A 19,652-nucleotide genomic window follows, 5' to 3' on the forward strand; every position below is an offset into this window, starting at 1 on the left:
GAGATCAAGGTAAGATCTATCAAAAATTAGATAGAATGAGCACCTACAAATTCTCTGATATACTCATGAATGGATAAAAAATAATACTCATCAACAAACACCTATTTTTTATTTCATCCTTCCTAAAAAAAGTGCCCTATGAAACAATTGGCTCATAATAACCATGGAGGAGTGTTATGCATATTTCTTCAGTTCAATCTAGAGTTTCTAATCCTTCTCATCTTCTACAAGAAGGAAATCCAAGAGAAGAGTACCACACACTTTTAGGACAAGAGCTTCATCAATTAACAAGTGCCGTGGATCTTCCTCAGTTTATTGTGATTAGGGGGGATGTTAACATTCACACCTCTAATTTGGAGGCTTTCACTCTTTTACGATCAAAAGATGTGACAATAGAAGGGTCTCTTAAATGTTATCAAATGCCTCTCATAGAGCTTCCAGACTATTTAACGGTAGAAGGAGATGTTAATTTCTCTTCTTGTAAAGCTTTGAGTGTGTTACCTAAAAGACTAACAGTTAAAGGGTCTTTAAACCTTTATGATTGTAAACATATCACGCAGCTTTCAGAGAACTTAAGTGTAGAAAGAGATTGTAATCTCTCTCATTGTGAGTCTCTAACGACTTTATCTACAGAGGTAAAAGTCGGGGGGTATTTTAACATCTCTTATTGTAAAAATCTCATAGAGCTTCCAGAGAACTTAAGTGTAGAAAAAGATTTTAATGTCTCTTACTGTAACTCTTTAACGGCTCTACCTCAAATGCCATATGTAAGAGGACGGTTTAACTTTTCTTCTTGTCAACATCTTCCTCAGCCTACTGTCGGTATAAAAATAGAAGGAAAACCTCTAGCTTTCTCAGGGTGTAACTTTCACTACAATGCTTAAGAGGGTTAAAAAATATAACTTGTAATAGTTGATAGAAGGGCATTTTTTTCATATGAATGTGTATGCTTCATAAGATAAAAAACAGATTAAAATCAGAGGGTAGCTCTACTCTCTGATTAGTCGTAGAAGAGTTTTTTCATTTTCATATAACACGGTATTTTTAAGGAAGATTGAAGGAGTTATAACCAAAAAATCACTATTTAGGTTGTATTTAATGATTATTAAGCCTAATCTTCATTAAAATTTTTAGGATATGTTATGACAATAAGGCCAAGATCCCCTCAGGAAGAGATTTCTTCATCAGATACTTTTGAGAGCTCTTATAAGAAAGTACGGGAAGATCATTCAAGTAGTCATCATGAATTGATGTCTACCATTACCCAAGTAGGGCAGCAGGCCATCACATCATTACAAGAAAGCGAAAACCCTTCCTCTTTAGAGGATCACGTAGTCTCTTCTTTAGCTTTAGATGATCCTACGCTCTCTCTTGAACAGATTAAAACAATACCCTTATCTGAATGGATTAAAGCAATTCATAAGAGCCCAGATCAAAGCACACTCTATTCTAATACAGCAAGAAGGCTCTTAGAAGAAACACATGTGCTGCTTAGTTCTACAGAAATTCTTAGTAAGGAAGATCTATTAGAAAGAGCCATAACGCTTGATCCTTTTAATATTTCTGCTGTCTACCACGCATTGATGCATAAAGATTTATCACAAAGTTTAGAAACAGATGGTGTTTTGCAAAAACAGTATATTGATGCGCAAATGAAAAATCCGTATCTTTCTCTTGAGAAAGTGTACGCTATCCCGAAAGAGCTATGGATCTTAGCGATTCAAGAACATCCTCAGGAGCCTATACTCTATCTGCATTTGGCAAGAAGAGTTGAAATAGGGGAAGAGGTTTTATTGAAAGATCACCGAAAGATGACATGGCATGAACTTTATGTCGAATCTATAAGACTTAAAGAAGATGATGTTAAGGGTTATATCTTTCTTGCAAAAAGACTTTTGTATTATAGAGAAAAATATTTTTTATCTAATGCAGATCTACTGTATTTAAATCCTCAGCTTCTTTATTTAAAAGCACTAGAGATGGATCCTTTACATCTTGATGCTTATCTTGGCCTTGCAGGGGATCTCAGCAATGATCAAACAATCTCTCTCAATCACCATTTGATGACGGGAGAGGATTTATGCCTTAAAGTGATGAAAGAGAGTCCTAACTATAGTCAAGGTTATAGCTCTTTAGCCAAGCTATTAAGTAATAATACTACTCTTTTAGAAAAATATGGTGCCCCCTATTTTAAAGAGCTGCTTTTGAAAGCTCTAGAACTAGACCCTTGTAATATTCAAGCTTATATCACTCTTTATGAAGGGTGGAATCTTGTCGCAGAGGAAAATGCCACTTTGCTATTTGCGGGAAAGCGTTATCAAAAAGAAGATCTTTTAATTAAAGCCATAACTTTAAGTCCTCATGATCTTGAGTTAAATATCCTTTATAAAAAAGAGAGTTTACTCAAAGACCCGGGCTTTTTGTCTTTTTTAGAAAAACTCTCTTTAGCACCTCTGTCTTCAAAAGGTAAATTATTGATTTATGAGCAGCTTTTAACAGCTGTTTTTTATCAAGAGGGGATGAAAAATCAAGCTTACGAATATATTAAAGCTTTAATTGCAGTCATACGTAAAGAACCTATAAGTCATCTTCATCCTATCTTACCAAGTAAAAATCTTCATCAAGTAGCGAAATTTGCTTGTGACCAAGTGAGGCAAATATGGCATATTCCTCAATCTGATTCTATCATCATGAAAGGGTTTAGTCATGCATGGAGTGCAAGACTATGGGCAAAATCTCTTTGTTTTGAGCATAAAGGAGGCTTAGCTTATGTTCGTCTTGCTCAAATGTTAAGTAGAGGCCGGCTAGATTTTATGGCGCATTATGAGTCTCATGAGAAATTGAAAATAAGACCTCTACTCTATTTAACAGCAATTGACATCAACCCAGAGCTTTTAGCAGGGTATTGGAGTCTTTACGTTTTTTTAAGATTGAAGCCGAGTGAAGTTCATCAATCTAGTCAACAGCGGCAGTTAGCACTTCATCAATTATTCAATAAACACTCTCAAGTATCTCCTAAAAAATTAATAAAACCTGTTAATCAACCCATCGCATTAACTATACCGCTTATTAATGGAGAAGTGTTATCAAAAAGTGGTCTATGTAAGAAAATATTAACTCTTGCCGGGGATCAAATAGATGACAATCTAGCTTTTTCAACCCCTGGTTTAGAAAAACTGACTTTAAGAGACTTAATTGAAATGATTCATCACTACGCAAGTGAAGAAATATCATATGATTTTTTCTTTAAAGAGCTGGAGAAGAGAAAAATCGCCCCTCTTAATTTAACGCATTGTTATCTAAAGTGTTTAAGGGTTGAACTTAAAATAGGTATCACAGACTTAGAGACCCGTAAATTCTTGATCCGGCTTACGCAAAGTCTTAAGCGGCTAGAGCCTATTTTCCATTTAGAAGAGACTGCTATAGCACAAACGGAATTATTTACCCTTTATCCTCAGATGATTCATCCTTTGAGTTCGTTAGAAGAGCTTACAACCATTTCTGATGAAGTATGGAAAGAAGCGCTTGAAACTTCACCTTGTAATAGCTATTTTTATTGTAATCTTGCAAGGCATCTTTCTGCTTGGATGAGTTGGGATCAATATCATAAACACTCTTCTCTTTTTCATTCGTGTGATAAGAATCCTTTTAATTCAAAAGCCAAGCATCTTCATATAGAATTCATCTATGGTCTCTACTTTAAGAGTTTACAGCTAAATCCTCTCAATGCATGGACATATCACTATCTGGCTGAAAACCTATTCATGCTCAATAGATATGAGCCGTCTTATGCTCATATCCAAATGGAATATCTCTATCTTTTGAGTATTTATTTAAGTCCAAAGAAAGATGCGCATTATCTTGCTCTTTTAGAGCTTAGCCATGGAAAAGAGCGTTATGAGTTCTTAGATGGCACGTCTATGACAGAACAAGACCTTTTTATCAAAGTATTAAGGTTGAATATTCCAGATCAAGGGGACTTCTCTTTAATCATTAAGAAAGATGGGGAGGAGTTACTTGAAAGGTGTTTTTATCAAGATCGTTTTAAAGTAGAATCTCAAAAAATCCCTGAACTTTCTGAGCCGCAAATAGAACAATATATTAGAGAAAGTATACAACATATTCAAAAAGAATTTTCTCATGCGGCCGTGTATTTTAAGCACTCTAGTGAGCAGTATCCCTATATTCAGTATGATACAAAGACATCAAAATTTTGCCTTAGCCACTACCCTTTAGATTATTTATCAGGAACCTTTCAGCAAATTACAGGAAAAACGACCTATTTTGATGAGAAACACCTGTCTAGGTGGTTTCATATGAATAGCTTGCTACTAGATAACCCTTTATTTGGTCTTGAACTCATTGAAAAAAGTACTATAACACGTTCTATTAAATTAAAGATCTACCAAGCTTTAGTAGACTCTATTGTAGAGTGTTCATTTGAAGATAATATTTCTGATAGTCGTACTCTGGACACATTTCAAGAGGACTATCATGAAGATGAGAGAGGCAAATTGTATATGTGTAAACTAGTAGCTGACATTGCTTTAAAAATCAGAAGAGGTGAGATTATTCATTGCGATGATAGTCAGTCTAAAATAAAAATGCATGTTACACATTATCCTTCTTTGAAATCAATGCTTACGCCTTCTGCTGCAAGGGGATTTTTCTTCAAAACTCAAAGTTATTTTGAGAGTCACCTGATAAATCCGATAGAGGACGATGAGGAATTCAAGAAAGACGAGTTTGAAGACTTAAAAACATTCCTAGAAACATTTGAGACATCCTACAACCAAGAGAAGATGTATGGTTTTATTCCACTTGCAATCTCTATCAATGAGTATCTTATTTCATTAGAAAAACAAGAATTATTGACTAACGGGATACCTATTAGAGAACTCTATATGAAACTCTTCTCTTTTTATCACAATAACCCAAGTAACTGGCTCTTTCCTGATCACATAACAAAAGCACTTTTTTATCCTCAAATCGCTAACTGCTTAAATGAGCATGAACGGATTCAGCTCACTTGCCAAGATAGAGAAGAAATGGAAGAGGATGAAGAAGAAATGAAAGAAGAGCAAGAAAATCAACTGCACTTCACATCTCAAATCATTAGCTTGTCCCAAGAACAAAAGGATACAGAAGAGCCTTTAAGCAAGGTCAATATTTTATCCAAACAAGATCTCTATTTTAAGGCAATAGAGGCAGATCCTTCTCTTAAATTTGCTTATCAAGAAATGGAAAAGCTTCTTACAGAGCCTATTCAGGTACGCATGGATGTTATGCCTTCAAAAGAAGAGCTTTCTTATGCTTTAGAAAAAGAACTAAAAGTCTTTGCCCATCATAGTCAAAATGCTTCTTCAAGTTCACAAGAAGTCATGACGACTAAAACAATGAAACCGATTGTTGCAAAACTGAACCAGATAAAAAATTCACGGATATCTGTGATGCACACCTTCACCTCTATTTTGGATTTTTACCTGAAAATGATTGATCTACACCCTAATCAACCCTATCCTTACTACTTTCTCGCAGAGCAGCTTCGTGATGGGGAAGAGATGACGCTTATGAACAAAGTTACATTAACAACCCATCAACTGTATGTGAGATCTGTTCAGCTGAGTATTGAAGAGCCAAGAGCGTATTATAAGGTGGCAACTGGCTTAAGAGAAAGAGGAGGTGTTTCTCTTTTTGATAAAAAGACAGTCCTTTCAAAACTGGATCTTTTAATATCTGCTTTTTTCTTAAAGGAAGATTCTTATTTTTATCTTAAAGAGCTCGTATGGAATTTAGTTAAAGCCTCTCAAGAGAAAAAAATAATAAGAGAGCTCAAAACACTAGAAAAGGTACTTTAAGAGAAGGTTTTGATCAGGGAAAAGCTTGATTCAAAAACTTTAAGGATGGCTTTTCCCTATCTCTTAATAAAGCCCTTAAGAGGAAGAGAGCTTGATCTTAGGGTGTGTAAACTTTCGCATACGGAGGAAGTATACGGCAGAAGGTATCATGAGAGAAAGAGAGGAGAGAAGCCACACTTTATCAGGAGGGCATAATCCGCTTTCAATGGACCACACAAAGAAGTAATAGACAGCAATCCATGAAAATAAAATATTATAAAATAGTTGAAAGAGGGTGTCGTAAAACGCAGTTAATAGGTTGTGAGCTAGCGAATTTAAGCTTTGAGCGATGAAGAAGAAGAGGCTAAAGAAACAGCAGCTACGAAGTAATTTGAGTGTCTCTAAAGAAAGAGATTGAGGGAACATGAAGTGAATCAAGGGATCTGCAAAAATATAGAACGGAATACAAAGAGCTAGCGTGCAAAGTAGTGTAAATAATATCACTGTTTTTTGAAATTTCGTAATGAGCTCCTTTTGTTTAAGCGCGGCAATGTAGGCTCCAATTGAAATAATGGCTTGACTCATACCATCTACAATAAACAGGAAGAAAAAATGAATGCTCTCTCCAAAAGAATAAGCTAGTAGATAATCTCCTCCTTTTAAAGATAAAAAACGTATGACAGAGGCCCACTGAAATAACAAGACAATACGGCTGAGTGATCTTGGCACTCCAATTCGAAGACACTCCCATAGTAAAGAAGGTCTTAGTTGATAGTCATTTGTTTGATAAAGAAGTTGATTTTTTTTGCTTAAGAAATTTTTTAGTAGGAGGGTGCAGAGTAGAAGCTGACTTGTGATTTTTGCAAGGGCAGCTCCTTGAAGTCCAAGAGGGGGAAAGAGCCCTGAAATCCCAAAGATCAAAAGAGGATCGAGTATAAAGAAGATGAAGTGGGACAAAAAGGTAAGGGAGAGAAGGTTTTTAACTTCACCTTTTCCAATATAAAAAGCAGAAAGAGCAGCTGTTAAAGGCATGAGAAAATTAAGAGGCAGTAAGGTGTAAAAGTAAGGAACCGTGAGCCCTTGAAGAGGAGAGCTAGATAAAAAATAAGATATGCCTAGCGGGATGAGAGCTAGCGATAAAATGGATGTGATAAGAGAGAGCCAGATCATCTGCCACACGCAAGCTCCAATTTTATGAAGAGTGTTATTTGCTTTATATTGCGCAATGAATGCTTGAGTGATCGATATGACTCTAAGTAAAGGGAGCTGAAAGAGAGCGCAAAGAGAGAGGGTGCAAGAGTTTGCTTCTAAAGCTTCAATAGAATACCTTGATAAACACAGCCGATCTCCAAACTTAATTAAGCTCTCTGAAAGAGCAAGGAGAATGAGGGGCATTGCAATCAGAATGAACTCTTGCAAGCTTCCTACTGGATAAGCGGTGAGGGTAGATGTATTTTGACTTTTTGACACAATAAACAAAGTGTATAACTTTTTTAGAAAGAAAAAAACCCTTCTTTTACAAGAAGGGTTTTTTGAGAAAAGAGTGATTTACTCTTTATCCTCATCGAGGATTTCAACTTCAGCATCTTGAACATCAGGCTGCCCTTGAGGAGCTGCTTGATCCATAGGACCTGCTGCTTGCATCGCTTCTCCAATTTTTTGCATCGCAGTATTAAGGTTTTGAGACGCCTCTTTAATGAGGGTATTATCATTTGTCTCAAGCGCTTTTTTAATCAAATCGATGTGTTTTTGAATATCAGATGCAACATTTTCAGGAAGCTTATCTTTATAGTCTGTAAGCGCTTTTTCTGCTCTAAACGCTAAAGAATCGGCTTCGTTACGCACTTCCACTTCTTCTTTCCGTTTTTTATCTTCTTCAGCATTATCCTCAGCATCTTTAAGCATTTTTTGGATTTCTGCTTCTGAAAGACCAGACTTTGCTTCAATCCGGATTTTTTGTTCTTTTCCTGATTGGCTATCTTTTGCAGACACATGCAATATGCCGTCTGCATCAATATCAAAGCTTACCTCAATTTGAGGAGTGCCTCTTGGTGCTGGAGGGATATCAGAGAGATCAAATCGTCCAATCTCTTTGTTATCTCTTGCCATTTTACGCTCTCCTTGAAGAACGACAATAGTCACTGCTGGCTGGTTGTCAGCAGCTGTTGAGAACACTTGCTTTTTCTGAGTTGGAATGGTTGTGTTTCGCTCCACAATCGGCGTAAATACACCTCCCATTGTTTCAATACCAAGAGTGAGGGGAATCACATCCAAAAGAAGGATGTCTTTCACATCACCTGTTAAGACAGCCCCTTGAATTGCAGCCCCGATTGCGACCACTTCATCAGGGTTGACACCTTTATGCGGCTCTCTTCCAAAGATCTCTTTTACTTTTTTCTCAACAGCCGGCATTCTTGTCATTCCGCCTACTAAGATCACTTCTCCAATCTCTTCTTTAGAAAGTCCTGAGTCTTTAATCGCTTTAAGGCAAGGCTCAACCGTTCTTTCGACGAGATTGTGTGCAAGAGATTCAAATTTTGCACGGGAAAGCGTGAGGGCTAAGTGTTTAGGTCCTGTTGCATCAACGGTGATAAACGGCTGATTGATATCTGTTGTTTGGGTTCCAGACAGTTCAATCTTAGCTTTTTCAGCAGCGTCTCTTAAACGTTGAAGCGCCATCTTATCTTTACTTAAGTCGATGCCGTTTTCTTTTTTGAACTCATCTAACATCCAGTGTAAAATCACGTTGTCAAAGTCGTCTCCGCCAAGGTGAGTATCTCCGTTTGTAGCAAGCACTTCAAAAACACCGTCTCCAAGCTCTAGAATCGAGACGTCAAATGTTCCGCCGCCAAGGTCAAACACCGCAATTTTTTTATCGTGCGATTTATCAAATCCGTAAGCTAGCGCTGCAGCTGTTGGCTCTGGAATGATCCGTTTAACATCAAGTCCTGCAATTCTTCCTGCATCTTTTGTCGATTGTCTCTGAGAGTCGTTAAAGTAAGCTGGGACTGTAATCACAGCTTCTGTAATTTTTTCTCCTAAATACGCCTCTGCTGTTTCTTTCATTTTTAAAAGAACTTGCGCGCCAATTTCTTCTGGAGTCATGAGTTTTCCGTCGATCTCAATCACAGCGTCGCCGTTTGTGTTTTCTGTGACTTTATAAGGAACGGTTTTGATTTCCCCTTGAACTTCTTTAAATTTTCGTCCAATGAACCGTTTTGCAGAGGAAATGGTTTTCTCAGGGTTCATCACAGCTTGACGCTTGGCTGGAACTCCGACGAGTCTTTCACTTCCTTTAAAGCCAACGATTGAAGGAGTTGTTCTTCCTCCTTCTGCGTTAGCGATCACAACAGGAGATCCTCCTTCCATGATGGAAACGCAAGAATTGGTGGTTCCAAGGTCAATACCGATAATTCTACTTTTTTTAGTTGTCATGATTATTCTCCTCTTCTGTTTTCTTTTTCTTTGCAACTTTCACACGGGCCACACGGATGATGCGGTCTCCAGATTTGTACCCTTTAAGGAACTCTTTTAAAATGGTTCCTTCAGGGGCAGTGTCTGTTTCTTCAGATTCCACAGCTTCATGCTTTAAAGGGTTAAATAACTCTCCCTCTGAAGTAAAGGCTGTAATGCCGTGTGAAGTTAATACTTCTTTAAATTGATTTAAAATCATCTCAAATCCAATTGCCCAGTTTTTCACTTCTCCTTGCATTTGCGAAGCAAAGCCTAAAGCGTTTTCCAGTTGGTCAATAGGAACTAAAATGTCTGTTAAAACGTGATCAATTGCAAACCGCATCATGTCTTGCTTCTCTTTTTGCAATCGTCGTTTCGTATTTTCTGAATCGGCTAAGACTCGTAAATATTTATCTTTGTAATCGATCATAGCTTCTTGTTCAGCTTTGATTTGATCAAGGGTAAGAGATTCAGCCTCAGGAGCTGGCGGCTTCAGTTCTTCTTCATCTGTATCATGCATTTTTATTCTCCAAAAGTAAGCAAATCGGGTGAGGGTTACCTTCTGGCTGTCTAAAAGAGATTCTAAATTTATACAGGCTCTTTGTTAAAGAGAGTGAAATCGAATCTGCAGTTGCCAAAAGGGTTCCAAACAGTTTACGGTAAGGGATGCGGTGAGGCCCTAAGATGGCAATGGCCCCCACAACTGTTTGATTAATACGGTAAGGGACAGCAATCGCTGAGCACCCTTTCAAAGTGCCGCCAATCCAGCAGCTTAAATTTCCACTTTTACAACACTCTTGTAAAAGAGATTGCAAAGCGGCTTTATTTTCAAAAAGGCCAAGTCCCTCTGCTAAAGCGGTTGCATCATTAAAGTCAGCAAAGGAAAGAAGTCTTGAAAACCCTGTTTTCGTGATTTCTGGGGTGTTATTATGTGTAGATCCCACCAGATGCCTTAAAATCATCTCGTTATAAAACCTGTTTCCAATCACTTCTTCTTCTGCAGAAAGAGTGGGTTTATCCATCCCTTTAAACTTATAATGAAAAAATCTCTCCAATCTCTTGAGTGTAAAATTACTCAGTTTTTTCTCAAGGTAAAGAATCTCTGTGTGAACAAGGCCAAAATCGGTAATCAGCACACATAAACACCTGTGAGAGTCAATGAGGACAAGCTTGATATCCATCACAAAGTCTTGATCAAACCTAGGAGAGGAGAGAAAAACGGCGCATCCAGCGATTTCAGAAACGATCTCTGCCGCTTGCTGAAGGTAGCTAGCTAGCTCTCTTGTTTCTTTAACAAGAGATTTTTTAATGATTTTCAGCTCTTTTTCATCAAGTGTGGGGGACTTAAGATACATCTCAGCATAGAGTTGATACGCAAGGGACGTGGGAATTCTTCCGCCGGATGAATGCTGCTGCTTTAAGAGCCCTTCAGCTTCAAGCTTAGAAAAGTAATTACGAATGGTAGCAGAGCTTAGCGAGCTAAACCCATTTTCTCGTAACGTGTTAGAGCCGACCGGTTTTCCTGTCTCTAAATAGAGCTCAATGAGTCCAATGAGAACAAACCGCTCTCGTTGATCTTTCGGGGGTTTTCTGGGGGCTAAACTCTTCATGCTCCTCATTATAAGAGGAGAGGTAGCTAAAAATCAAGCATTTTTAGCACTCACTATCTTTGAATGCTAAAAATGATGATTAATAACTCATAATCAATGAGATAAGATGTTTTCGTCTTGAAGGATAAGAGGGAGAACATCGAGGACGGAAGGGGCCCAGGTGACCCCTTTACGGTACACAAGGCGCTGGGCAATAAAAGCTGCGATAATAGATTTTTGATGCAGGATAGGAACGCGTGTTAAGAGTTCTTTTTCATAGTTATTTCTTAAGAAAGGAAGGGCGTAGTTCATGAGACTTCTTGTAAAAAGATCTTGTTTTTCTTGAGATAAAGTGATCTGTTCTAAATAGGCAAAGAGTTCATCTGTATAGTGATTAATCTTTTCTGAGATCTCTTCTGAGAGCTGAGTGAGAGAGCTTGTCTTTTCTTGTTTAAAGGCTCTTAAGAGCGCTTGAATTTCATCATACGATCTTGATTGAATCACAGATAAAATTTCTTTAGCTAAAATATCTTTTGCGTTAATAAACGCCTCTTCAGAAAGAACAAGGCCTCCAAGCACTTCAAAAGAGGAGCAGATGACCCCTCCTTTATTTGCAGAGCTATCTTTCACAATGAGTACGCCTTTTTCCTCAAGCAGACTTCTTGCTTCTTGAGAGAGGTAAAGGTTTCCCCCTTCGATAATTGCCTTAGAGGTCGGGCGCCCTTCTTGATCTAGAAAATCTTGATAGTTATTTGCATGAAGCGTTTTGGGTCTTCCTCCTCCAGGAATAAAGATATCAGCTTTTACTTGATGAATGTGAGTTCTTAAAAGGTGATGACAAGCATCAGAAGAGATAGGAGAGTATGTGACTTTTCCCCCTTCTTTTTTGATCATCATGGCCTCTTGCCTTAAGGGACTTCCCGAAGCCACTTTGAGTAAAAAACCTCCTTCATGAAGAAGCTCAGGAGGGTAGTAGCTAACCGGCTTTCCCTCTTCAAAGAGTGTATTGACGGCATTTAAATGGAGCCCTTCAGGATCAAAGATAGCCCCTGATATATCAAGCGTTGCAAGAAGACGTGCCGTATGCGGGTAGTATTTAAAGAGGTTATGCATTTGATTACCTGCCACATCTCCATCTGGCCCTCCTGTCATTTTCACGGTGAAGATATCTTGAGAGGGGTTAATGCCCATGAATTTTAAAACCTCTTCCATGTAAACATGAATGCCAGATGAGGTGACGCCGTACTGTTTATGATTAATACCAGCTCCTGGCTTACTTGACATAAAGCAAATACCTGGTTTGTAGTGATACCTTTTGGCGTAGTTTGCAATCCATGTGATCATCGTGTTATGCATGTTTTCATCTGGACCTAAATAGATGTATTCAGGTTTTTGATAGTAATCAATGAGGTGTTTAGCTCTTAATATGCCTGTATCATCACAGTTTAAAAGCGTGATAAAGCTCTCGGTATAAGCGCGCTGTGATTCATAGAGATGCTCTTGTTTTTGCTGTTCATAAAAAAGTGTGGCTTTTGTTTCAATATCTTCTGAAGAAACTCCTTGTTCTTTTAAAAAGGCGCGGTATCTAAGGCACCGCTCTTCTAAATCAGAGGAGGGCTCTAATAAAATCACCCCTTTTGCGCCCCCTTCAGGGATATCTTTATTTTTCTTTTGCTGCGTGAGAGCAAGGTTATAACACTCTGTAAAAAGCGTATTACGGTCGGTGAGGTAAGCCTCTTTTTGTTGCGGGCATACCGTTCTTAAGCCGCCTCTTGCAAGATCGCGAAAGCGGATATGAAATCCGGTAAAATGGAGCCCCTTCATAAAGAAAACGGCAAAGGGGAGCTCAGGGAATTTTTCTTTTAAGTTAATGGGGGCATTTTCTAAATAGAGAGGATCCATCCGGAAGGAAAACGCAGTTTTATTCCGGCGGTAGACATTGGTTTTGAGAAGATGGAAGATGAAATTAATCCCTTGGCTTAAGATCACTTTTCTTCGTTTGTCATTCATCTCTTGCCCTGTATCAATGTGATCAATGAGCCTAATGCACTCTTTAAGCGTCTCTAACGCTTGATTAAGGTTTGCTTTTTCAGGATGAAACTTCTCTTCAAACGCTTGCATAAGTTTAACTGTGATATCCATATGGCGGCAAAACGCCTCTTCAATCAAGGAAAAAGTGTAGAGATGAGGGTCAACATGCACAAGGAGCTGATGAATGAAATCACACACGGCTTTTAAGACATTCCCTAATGTTTGACTTAACCGTTTGGATTCTACAAACACTCTATCTAAAAGTTCTTGATGAGGAAAATATTTCACCATCACAAGATCTTGTAATAGGTGAGAAAGAGTCCTCTCAAAATCCTCTTCTTTTAAAGCTTGAAGCGTGAGAGACATGACAAGTGTGTTATCTTTTTCATACGGCGTCATATGAGTAGCTGACAAATTTTTTAAAGAAAATCCGTGGTGATGAATCACTTTAGCAATTTGAAAGAGAAAATCTTGCTGAGGGACATTCTTCCAGGCCAGCGTGATGGATAGAGTTTGATGACTGTTTAAAGCAGTTGAAAGTGGGTATCTCACCTCTAGTTGGCAAGGATCTTTGGCTTGAGACCGAATGAAAACATCGATTGCTAATAAGAGCTTCTCTTCAGAAAGAGACCGTATAAATCTTGATCCCATCAATTGCAAAACTGTGTTTAATTCTTCTTTGGTCATTAAGGGAGTTTTTTTCTGCACCTTGACTAGAAGGGGATCTAACATTAGAGATAGAGGCTCTAGTTGTAATTCTTCTTGGATGAAGTGAATGAGGGTGATCCGTAACCCTACAGTGACATCAGCAAAAGGGGGAGGGATATCTGAGAGAAAGGTTTTATAATCTTGAATCGTGCTCATTTTAAACCTGGCTAAAATCTGCATGTCTGCATCTTCTTTATCTAGTGAGAGGACAACGGTTTGATGATTAAAGGTCATTAAGGAGAAAAACCCTTGCACATCAAAGACGGCAAGGTTGTGGGTCATGATTCTTAATGTCTGCTCATCCATCTCTTGAAATAAAGAAGCGGGAAGATGCATTTGCATCCATGCATACATGGTTTCAAAGCTTGTAGCTTCTTGAGAGAGAGCGTGAGTTAAAAACTCTTTTCTTTCTATTGTCATGACCTTGCCTTATCTTCTAATGATTTAAGAAAAAGAGATCTTGATCTATCTCAAAAGAAGGTCATGCAACGTGTTCAATGAACACTTTTGATGTTTTTTTTAGTTTAACGGGTTTTTTCTTTTGAAATGATCAAATCAGTTAAACTTATTTTTACTATAAATTTTATTTTTTTAAAAGACGTAAACTATTTAATCCCACTAAAACAGTGCCGCCTTCATGAAGAATAACAGCTAGCCAAAGAGGAATGAACCCTAAGAGAGAAGGGGTTGTAGCAAGAAGAATCACGCTAAGCGCCAGCGTAATATTTTGCATTAAGATCCGTCTTGTTGACTTTGCTTTTTGGATTAGCCAAGGTAAAAGAGAGAGATCATCATGCATCAAAATGACATCAGAGGCTTCAATAGCTGCCATGCTGCCAGCTTTTCCCATGGAAATGCCAACAGTTGCTCTTGCAATGGAGGGAGCGTCATTAATCCCATCTCCTACCATAATGAGCTGATGGCTTTGAGATAACTCGGTAATCTTTTGGAGTTTATCTTCTGGTCTTAAATCAGAAAAGATGACATCTAAGCCAGCCATCTCTCCAACGGGGTTAGCATTGACAGCGTGATCTCCTGTTAACATGAGGGTCTTCATCGATGAGCTTTTCATAAAAGAGATCATATCTTTTGCATGCTCTCTCATTTGATCTTGAAAAGTAAACAAGATGACAGATTCTTCCATCCACAGGTATGCTGAGACTTGAATGGACTCAGGAAGGGTGAAAGTTTTTCCTAGTTTTTGCTGGATAAAATCTCTATGCCCAATCAACACAGGGCTGCCTTGGTATGTCCCTTGTAGCCCAAGACCAGGTATAGCTTTAAAATCTTCAATAGACTCAAGAGAGAGCTCTTTTTCTTTAGCAAGTCTTGATATCGCCTTAGCAATCGGGTGCACAGCATTTCTCTCAAGAGAGGCTCCTACTTGAAGCGCTTTGTTAGAGTTCATGAGAGGGCCATACAAATGCGTACACCCTGTACAGATGAGATCTCCTGTTGTCAGAGTCCCTGTCTTATCAAAAGCGATCATGTTACAGGTGGTGAGCGTATCAAGTATAATGCCGCCTTTAGGAAGGACTCCTTTTTTTGCGCAGCTGCTCAGCGCGCTTAAGTAAGCTGTTGGAGTCGCTAAAATGAGAGCGCAAGGAGAGGCTGCAATAAGAAAGGCAAGAGCTCTATAAAGAGATCCTTCACTTCCTAAAAAGGGGATACGTAAAAGATAGGGGAGTGTGAGAGCAAAAAGAAGAGACAAAATCATAATCGAAGAGGCGTAGAGCTCACTGAATGTATCAAAAAACTGCTGCGCTTTGGGTTTAGAGTCAGCAGCTTCTGTCATGAGCTGAATAATGCGGCTTAGTGTAGAATCTCCTGAACTTCTTGTTACTTGAATGGTAAGAGAGCCATCTAGATTATGCGTTCCTGCTGCCACCTCATCAGAGACATCTTTTGCAATCGGGGCGCTCTCTCCTGTTAAATGCACCATATTCACATACGATCTTCCGTTTAATATCACCCCATCTAAAGGGATAATTTCTCCTGCTTTCACAAGAATGTGGGTGCCAGGGGTGATATCCCGGATCGATTTTTCAATCAAATGCCCTTTTTCTCCAATCACAAAAGCGCATCTAGGAGAGAGTTTATGCAGATGGTGTACACTGCTCTTGGTTTTCGTCTCGACAAGCTCTTCTAAAGCGCTAGAGAGCTCAAATAAAACAAGGAGAAGCGCCCCTTCAAAAGGGCTTCCAATCACCACAGAGAGAAGCGCTGCAAGCGTCATGAGCACATCAATGTTCACAGTTTTTCTAGATAACTCTTGAAGAGCATGGATAAGAGCTGGCGTCCCTACGATAAAAAATACAACCGAGAGCGCTAAGTAAGCCATTGTGAGATGGATAAAATAACAAAGATAAGCCAAAAGAAGGCATCCAGCGGCTAGAAGAGACGCTTTTAAAGAGAGGTTAACTGCCCACTTTCTTGCATGAGGAGTGAGGAAAGGGGATATGCTTTCTTTTTCATTCGAGGCAAAAAATTCATCAAAATTTTCATACCGACTCATACTATTCCTCTGAGTAAAACCGTGATCACAAAAAGAAACGTGGTGAGAGAGAGGTTCCACACAACAGCTTCTAACGCATTATTTTTCTCTTTAACCGCCATGCCATAAGAAGAGAGGCCCATGATGAGAAGCGTTACAGGAATGAAACCCGGGGTATAAAAGAAAAAAGCCATCAGCATCACAAAAGAAGAGATAAAAACACCGATAGAGGCGCCTAAACTTTGCTCTAAAGGGTGAGGATGGATCTCTAATGAAAGTCCTAGTTCCTCTTCTAGCATGATCTCTAATAAACGGTTATCATCAGAAGAGAGCACGGTGATGACATCATCAAGCAGCTCTCCAGATAACCCTTTAGCTGCATATAACGCTTTAAGCTCACTCTCTTCTTCTTTTCTGTTTTTTAAAATCTCACTCCGCTCTTCTTTCATCAAACGGTGCAGTCTTTCAAGTCTTGCCCATCCTAAAAGAGCAGATCTTCCAGCTTTCCAAATCAGAAAGCTTAAGAAAATTTTGCTCAGTATTCCTAGCGAAAGAGCTGGGATAAGAAGGAAGATGGCGCCGCCAAGTAAGGCTGTCTCTCTTGCAGCATCAAATCCTGCAGCATAAGGCCCTGGCATCTCTAATCCATGCGTCTCTAGGGAAGCTACATACCCTTTTGCTCTTGCCTCTTTTAAATGCTCAAGGATAGATTTATCTTTAAAGTGAGAGGGTGTCATGTATGAATCCAATGTTGTAAAAGCTGACACATGAAGGCGTGATCTTTTAAGGCAATCACTTCACGGGTGGAATGCATGGAGAGTAAAGGAATACCGATATCAACGGTTGATATGCCCATTTGCGCTCCAAAAATGGGGCCAATGGTGCTTCCTCCTGGCATGTCAGATCTTGCGGTGTAATGTTGATAAGAAACATTGAGTTTTTGGCAGCTTAAGAGAAGAGAAGAGAGCGCTTTTTGATCGGTCATGTACCGCTTTAAGCTACTATGTTTAATGACAATACCTTTTCCTAAGAGAACTGGGTGATCAGGATCTGATTTTTGTCCATGGTTTGGGTGAAGGCCGTGCGCTACATCCAAAGAGAGGGCAATTGAATTGGCTTTTAAGGATAAAAATTGATCTTCACTCCATGCGTAAGCCTGTTGAATACGGCTTAAAATATCGTTTGCAAAAGAGGAGCCTGCGCCCTCTGTTGTTTGGGATCCAATCTCTTCATGATCCCAAAGAAAACAAAGGGATAAATCTTGAGAGTGCTGCATATCTTTTGCTGATCCTAAGATAGCGTGGGAAGAGGCGATATTATCTAAACGGTAAGAGGCGAGCATCTCTTGATGCATCCCTATCACTCTTGGCTCTTCTAAAGGAACAAGAAAGAGATCAGCTGCTAATATTTGATGAAACGTAGTCTCTTGTTGAATGAGGCTCTCTAACGTAAGAGGCTCTTCTCCTAAAGCAAGAAGAGGCCTTAGGTGGTTTTGTTTATCTAAAATGAGCCCTTTATCATTCACTTCTCTATCGAGGTGAATGGCTAGCTGAGGAATAATGCAAGGAAAATTTTTAAGAAATACCAGCTCTTCTTGAATCGCTCCGCCATCTTTTTCAAGAGTGATTTTGCCTGCTATCCCAAGATCTCTATTCATCCAAGAAGAGAGGATTGGGCCTCCATAAAGCTCTGTTAAGAGCTGATGATATCCTTGATGAGAGATAAGGGGATGCGGCTTTAATTTAAGGGCCGGGCTATCGGTATGAGCCCCTAGGATTTTAAACCGGGATGGGTTAGAGGGAAGGGTAAAAAAGGCAAGAGATCCGTTTCTTTGAACAAAATAGCTCTTCCCTTTTTCAAGATTCCAAGGGCGCCTCTCTTCTAAAGGGATAAACCCATATTGAAAGAGCTCTTCTTTAGCACACTGAACAAAGTGCCAAGAGGTAGGTGAGCGTTTAATGAGAGAAATAAGAGAATCTGTTACTCCGGACATAGCTCTTTAACTCCGTTTAGATACGGTCTTAACACTTCAGGAACTTCCACAGATCCATCTTCTCTTTGGTTATTTTCTAAAAGAGCTACCATGAGGCGTGAAGTGGCAAGTCCTGAGCCGTTTAACGTGTGAACAAATTCAGGTTTATCGTCTTTTCTTCGGTAACGGATCAGTGATCTTCTTGCTTGAAAATCACCGCAATGAGAAATAGAAGACACTTCATAATATCTATTTTGTCCAGGGAGCCACACTTCAATATCCCATGTTTTCATGGCAGCAAATGACATATCTCCTGTCACAAGCTCCATATTACGGTAGTGAAGGTTAAGCCCTTGTAAGATCTCTTCTGCCCCTTGTACCATCTGCTCAAAGATCGCATCGCTTTGCTCTGGCATAGCAAAAGCAAACATTTCGACTTTATTAAACTGATGCATCCGGATGAGCCCTCTTTCTCCAGATCCTGCAGCACCCGCTTCTCTACGGAAGCAAGGGGTGTAAGCGACATACCGCTTAGGAAGCTCTTCACTTAAGAAAATTTCCTCTAAATGCAGTCCATTTAAAGCAGACTCTGCGGTGGGAATCAGATAAAGATGGTAGTCTTCATCTTTAATTTTAAACAGCTGAGATTCAAATTTAGGAAGATGCGCAGATCCTAGCATCGCCTCTTGTCTTGCTAAAAGAGGCGGGATCCAAAGTTCTAATCCGTTTTTAAAATGGATTTGCAGCATGTAATTAATGAGAGCCCACTCAAGTCTTGCTCCTAAATTTTTATAAGCTGGCCAGCCGCTTCCGGCTACTTTAGCACCTCGTTTAAAATCAAAGAGATGGAGTTTTTCATTGAGCTCAACATGATTTTTAAATGGAAAGGTAAATGGTTTTTTCTCTCCCCAAGATTTGATGCAAACATTGTCTTTAGGATCAAGAGACACTTTAACATGAGGAAGAGGGAGGTTAGGAAGAAGCATGAGGCTATGCTGAAGTTTTTCTTCAATCAAGGCTCTTTCTTGGTTTAACGTGGTAATACGGTCTCCAAAAGAGCTAACTTTTTGCATTAAAGAAGAGGTGTCAATACCTTGCCGCTTCTTCTCCCCAATTTCTTTAGAGAGGCTATTTTTCTCTGCTTGAAGCGTCTCTACTTCTAAAATCACTTCCCGAATTTTTTCATCAAGCTGGATTATGGAATCTAAGGAGATAGAAGGGTCTTTTGTTTTCAGCTGAGCTTCAATAGCGTGGGGATCTTTTCGAATCAATTTCATATCTAGCATGGGGAAATCCTTTTCATATAACCAAGCTTTATCATACAAGGAGTGCTCAAAAGTTGTATATAAGATCTTTAGAGAAGTGGATTACTTCTAACAGTAAAAGATCGATCTATGAGGTCAAAAAGGGGAATATGCTTTGATGATTTAAAAAATATATATGGTACAGCTTTTCCTTTTTCTTAATTGCATGATTTTTGGCTTTTAAAAGAGCTAGAAAAATCTAGGAAGCCCCAAGAAGTTAGAGTATTTTAAGTCTTAAAAAGCTCTCTTTATGAGTTTAGAAAG

Annotated in this window: 11 protein-coding genes; 2 read left to right on the forward strand and 9 right to left on the reverse strand. The window is 39.0% G+C overall.

Annotated features, from left to right (window positions below; translation table 11 throughout):
* The first annotated feature begins 176 nt into the window (after window positions 1–176).
* Together ACI7T6_RS01390 and ACI7T6_RS01395 are read left to right on the forward strand one after the other, a co-directional pair.
* Entirely contained in the window at window positions 177–884 is a 708-nt protein-coding gene (locus ACI7T6_RS01390; RefSeq protein WP_404665809.1) for a hypothetical protein, read from the forward strand.
* A 258-nt stretch (window positions 885–1,142) separates the two neighbouring features.
* Window positions 1,143–5,858, forward strand: a complete 4,716-nt coding sequence (locus tag ACI7T6_RS01395) for a hypothetical protein (protein ID WP_404665810.1) — start codon at window positions 1,143–1,145, stop codon at window positions 5,856–5,858.
* A gap of 75 nt (window positions 5,859–5,933) precedes the next feature.
* On the opposite strand, the gene ACI7T6_RS01400 is transcribed toward ACI7T6_RS01395, so the two are convergent.
* The 9 genes from ACI7T6_RS01400 to serS all read right to left on the reverse strand — a co-directional run bounded on the left by ACI7T6_RS01400 (window position 5,934) and on the right by serS (window position 19,370).
* The gene (locus ACI7T6_RS01400) at window positions 5,934–7,307 is read right to left on the reverse strand and encodes a hypothetical protein (protein WP_404665811.1); all 1,374 of its coding nucleotides are present in this window, start codon (window positions 7,305–7,307) and stop codon (window positions 5,934–5,936) included.
* 78 nt (window positions 7,308–7,385) lie between these two features.
* Entirely contained in the window at window positions 7,386–9,272 is a 1,887-nt protein-coding gene (gene dnaK, locus ACI7T6_RS01405; RefSeq protein WP_404665812.1) for a molecular chaperone DnaK, read from the reverse strand.
* The gene (grpE, locus tag ACI7T6_RS01410; RefSeq protein WP_404665813.1) at window positions 9,262–9,810 is read right to left on the reverse strand and encodes a nucleotide exchange factor GrpE; all 549 of its coding nucleotides are present in this window, start codon (window positions 9,808–9,810) and stop codon (window positions 9,262–9,264) included. Before grpE ends, dnaK begins: the two co-directional genes overlap by 11 nt.
* Window positions 9,803–10,900, reverse strand: a complete 1,098-nt coding sequence (hrcA, locus tag ACI7T6_RS01415; RefSeq protein WP_404665814.1) for a heat-inducible transcriptional repressor HrcA — start codon at window positions 10,898–10,900, stop codon at window positions 9,803–9,805. The genes grpE and hrcA overlap by 8 nt, the downstream gene beginning before the upstream one ends.
* Before the next feature lie 93 nt (window positions 10,901–10,993).
* On the reverse strand, window positions 10,994–14,038 hold the full coding sequence (locus ACI7T6_RS01420) for an NAD-glutamate dehydrogenase domain-containing protein (RefSeq protein ID WP_404665815.1): 3,045 nt from the start codon (window positions 14,036–14,038) through the stop codon (window positions 10,994–10,996).
* Window positions 14,039–14,201: 163 nt separating this feature from the next.
* Window positions 14,202–16,133, reverse strand: a complete 1,932-nt coding sequence (locus tag ACI7T6_RS01425) for a heavy metal translocating P-type ATPase (protein WP_404665816.1) — start codon at window positions 16,131–16,133, stop codon at window positions 14,202–14,204.
* Window positions 16,130–16,849, reverse strand: coding sequence for a VIT1/CCC1 transporter family protein (locus ACI7T6_RS01430; RefSeq protein WP_404665817.1), 720 nt, complete (start codon window positions 16,847–16,849; stop codon window positions 16,130–16,132). The genes ACI7T6_RS01425 and ACI7T6_RS01430 overlap by 4 nt, the downstream gene beginning before the upstream one ends.
* Window positions 16,846–18,105 (reverse strand): M18 family aminopeptidase, encoded by a 1,260-nt coding sequence (locus ACI7T6_RS01435; RefSeq protein ID WP_404665818.1) that lies wholly within the window; start codon window positions 18,103–18,105, stop codon window positions 16,846–16,848. The genes ACI7T6_RS01430 and ACI7T6_RS01435 overlap by 4 nt, the downstream gene beginning before the upstream one ends.
* On the reverse strand, window positions 18,093–19,370 hold the full coding sequence (gene serS / locus ACI7T6_RS01440) for a serine--tRNA ligase (RefSeq protein ID WP_404665819.1): 1,278 nt from the start codon (window positions 19,368–19,370) through the stop codon (window positions 18,093–18,095). The genes ACI7T6_RS01435 and serS overlap by 13 nt, the downstream gene beginning before the upstream one ends.
* Window positions 19,371–19,652: the final 282 nt, after the last annotated feature.

The organism is Rhabdochlamydiaceae symbiont of Dictyostelium giganteum, from assembly GCF_964291045.1.
In the GTDB taxonomy this organism is placed as follows: domain Bacteria; phylum Chlamydiota; class Chlamydiia; order Chlamydiales; family Rhabdochlamydiaceae; genus PALSA-1444.

Bases quoted from the DNA above. Each gene is read 5' to 3' on its own strand.
- ACI7T6_RS01435 (WP_404665818.1), bottom strand. From the start codon at position 18,105: ATGTCCGGAGTAACAGATTCTCTTATTTCTCTCATTAAACGCTCACCT.
- ACI7T6_RS01420 (WP_404665815.1), bottom strand. From the start codon at position 14,038: ATGACAATAGAAAGAAAAGAGTTTTTAACTCACGCTCTCTCTCAAGAA.
- ACI7T6_RS01430 (WP_404665817.1), bottom strand. From the start codon at position 16,849: ATGACACCCTCTCACTTTAAAGATAAATCTATCCTTGAGCATTTAAAA.
- grpE (WP_404665813.1), bottom strand. From the start codon at position 9,810: ATGCATGATACAGATGAAGAAGAACTGAAGCCGCCAGCTCCTGAGGCT.
- ACI7T6_RS01425 (WP_404665816.1), bottom strand. From the start codon at position 16,133: ATGAGTCGGTATGAAAATTTTGATGAATTTTTTGCCTCGAATGAAAAA.
- ACI7T6_RS01390 (WP_404665809.1), top strand. From the start codon at position 177: ATGCATATTTCTTCAGTTCAATCTAGAGTTTCTAATCCTTCTCATCTT.
- serS (WP_404665819.1), bottom strand. From the start codon at position 19,370: ATGCTAGATATGAAATTGATTCGAAAAGATCCCCACGCTATTGAAGCT.
- dnaK (WP_404665812.1), bottom strand. From the start codon at position 9,272: ATGACAACTAAAAAAAGTAGAATTATCGGTATTGACCTTGGAACCACC.
- hrcA (WP_404665814.1), bottom strand. From the start codon at position 10,900: ATGAAGAGTTTAGCCCCCAGAAAACCCCCGAAAGATCAACGAGAGCGG.
- ACI7T6_RS01395 (WP_404665810.1), top strand. From the start codon at position 1,143: ATGACAATAAGGCCAAGATCCCCTCAGGAAGAGATTTCTTCATCAGAT.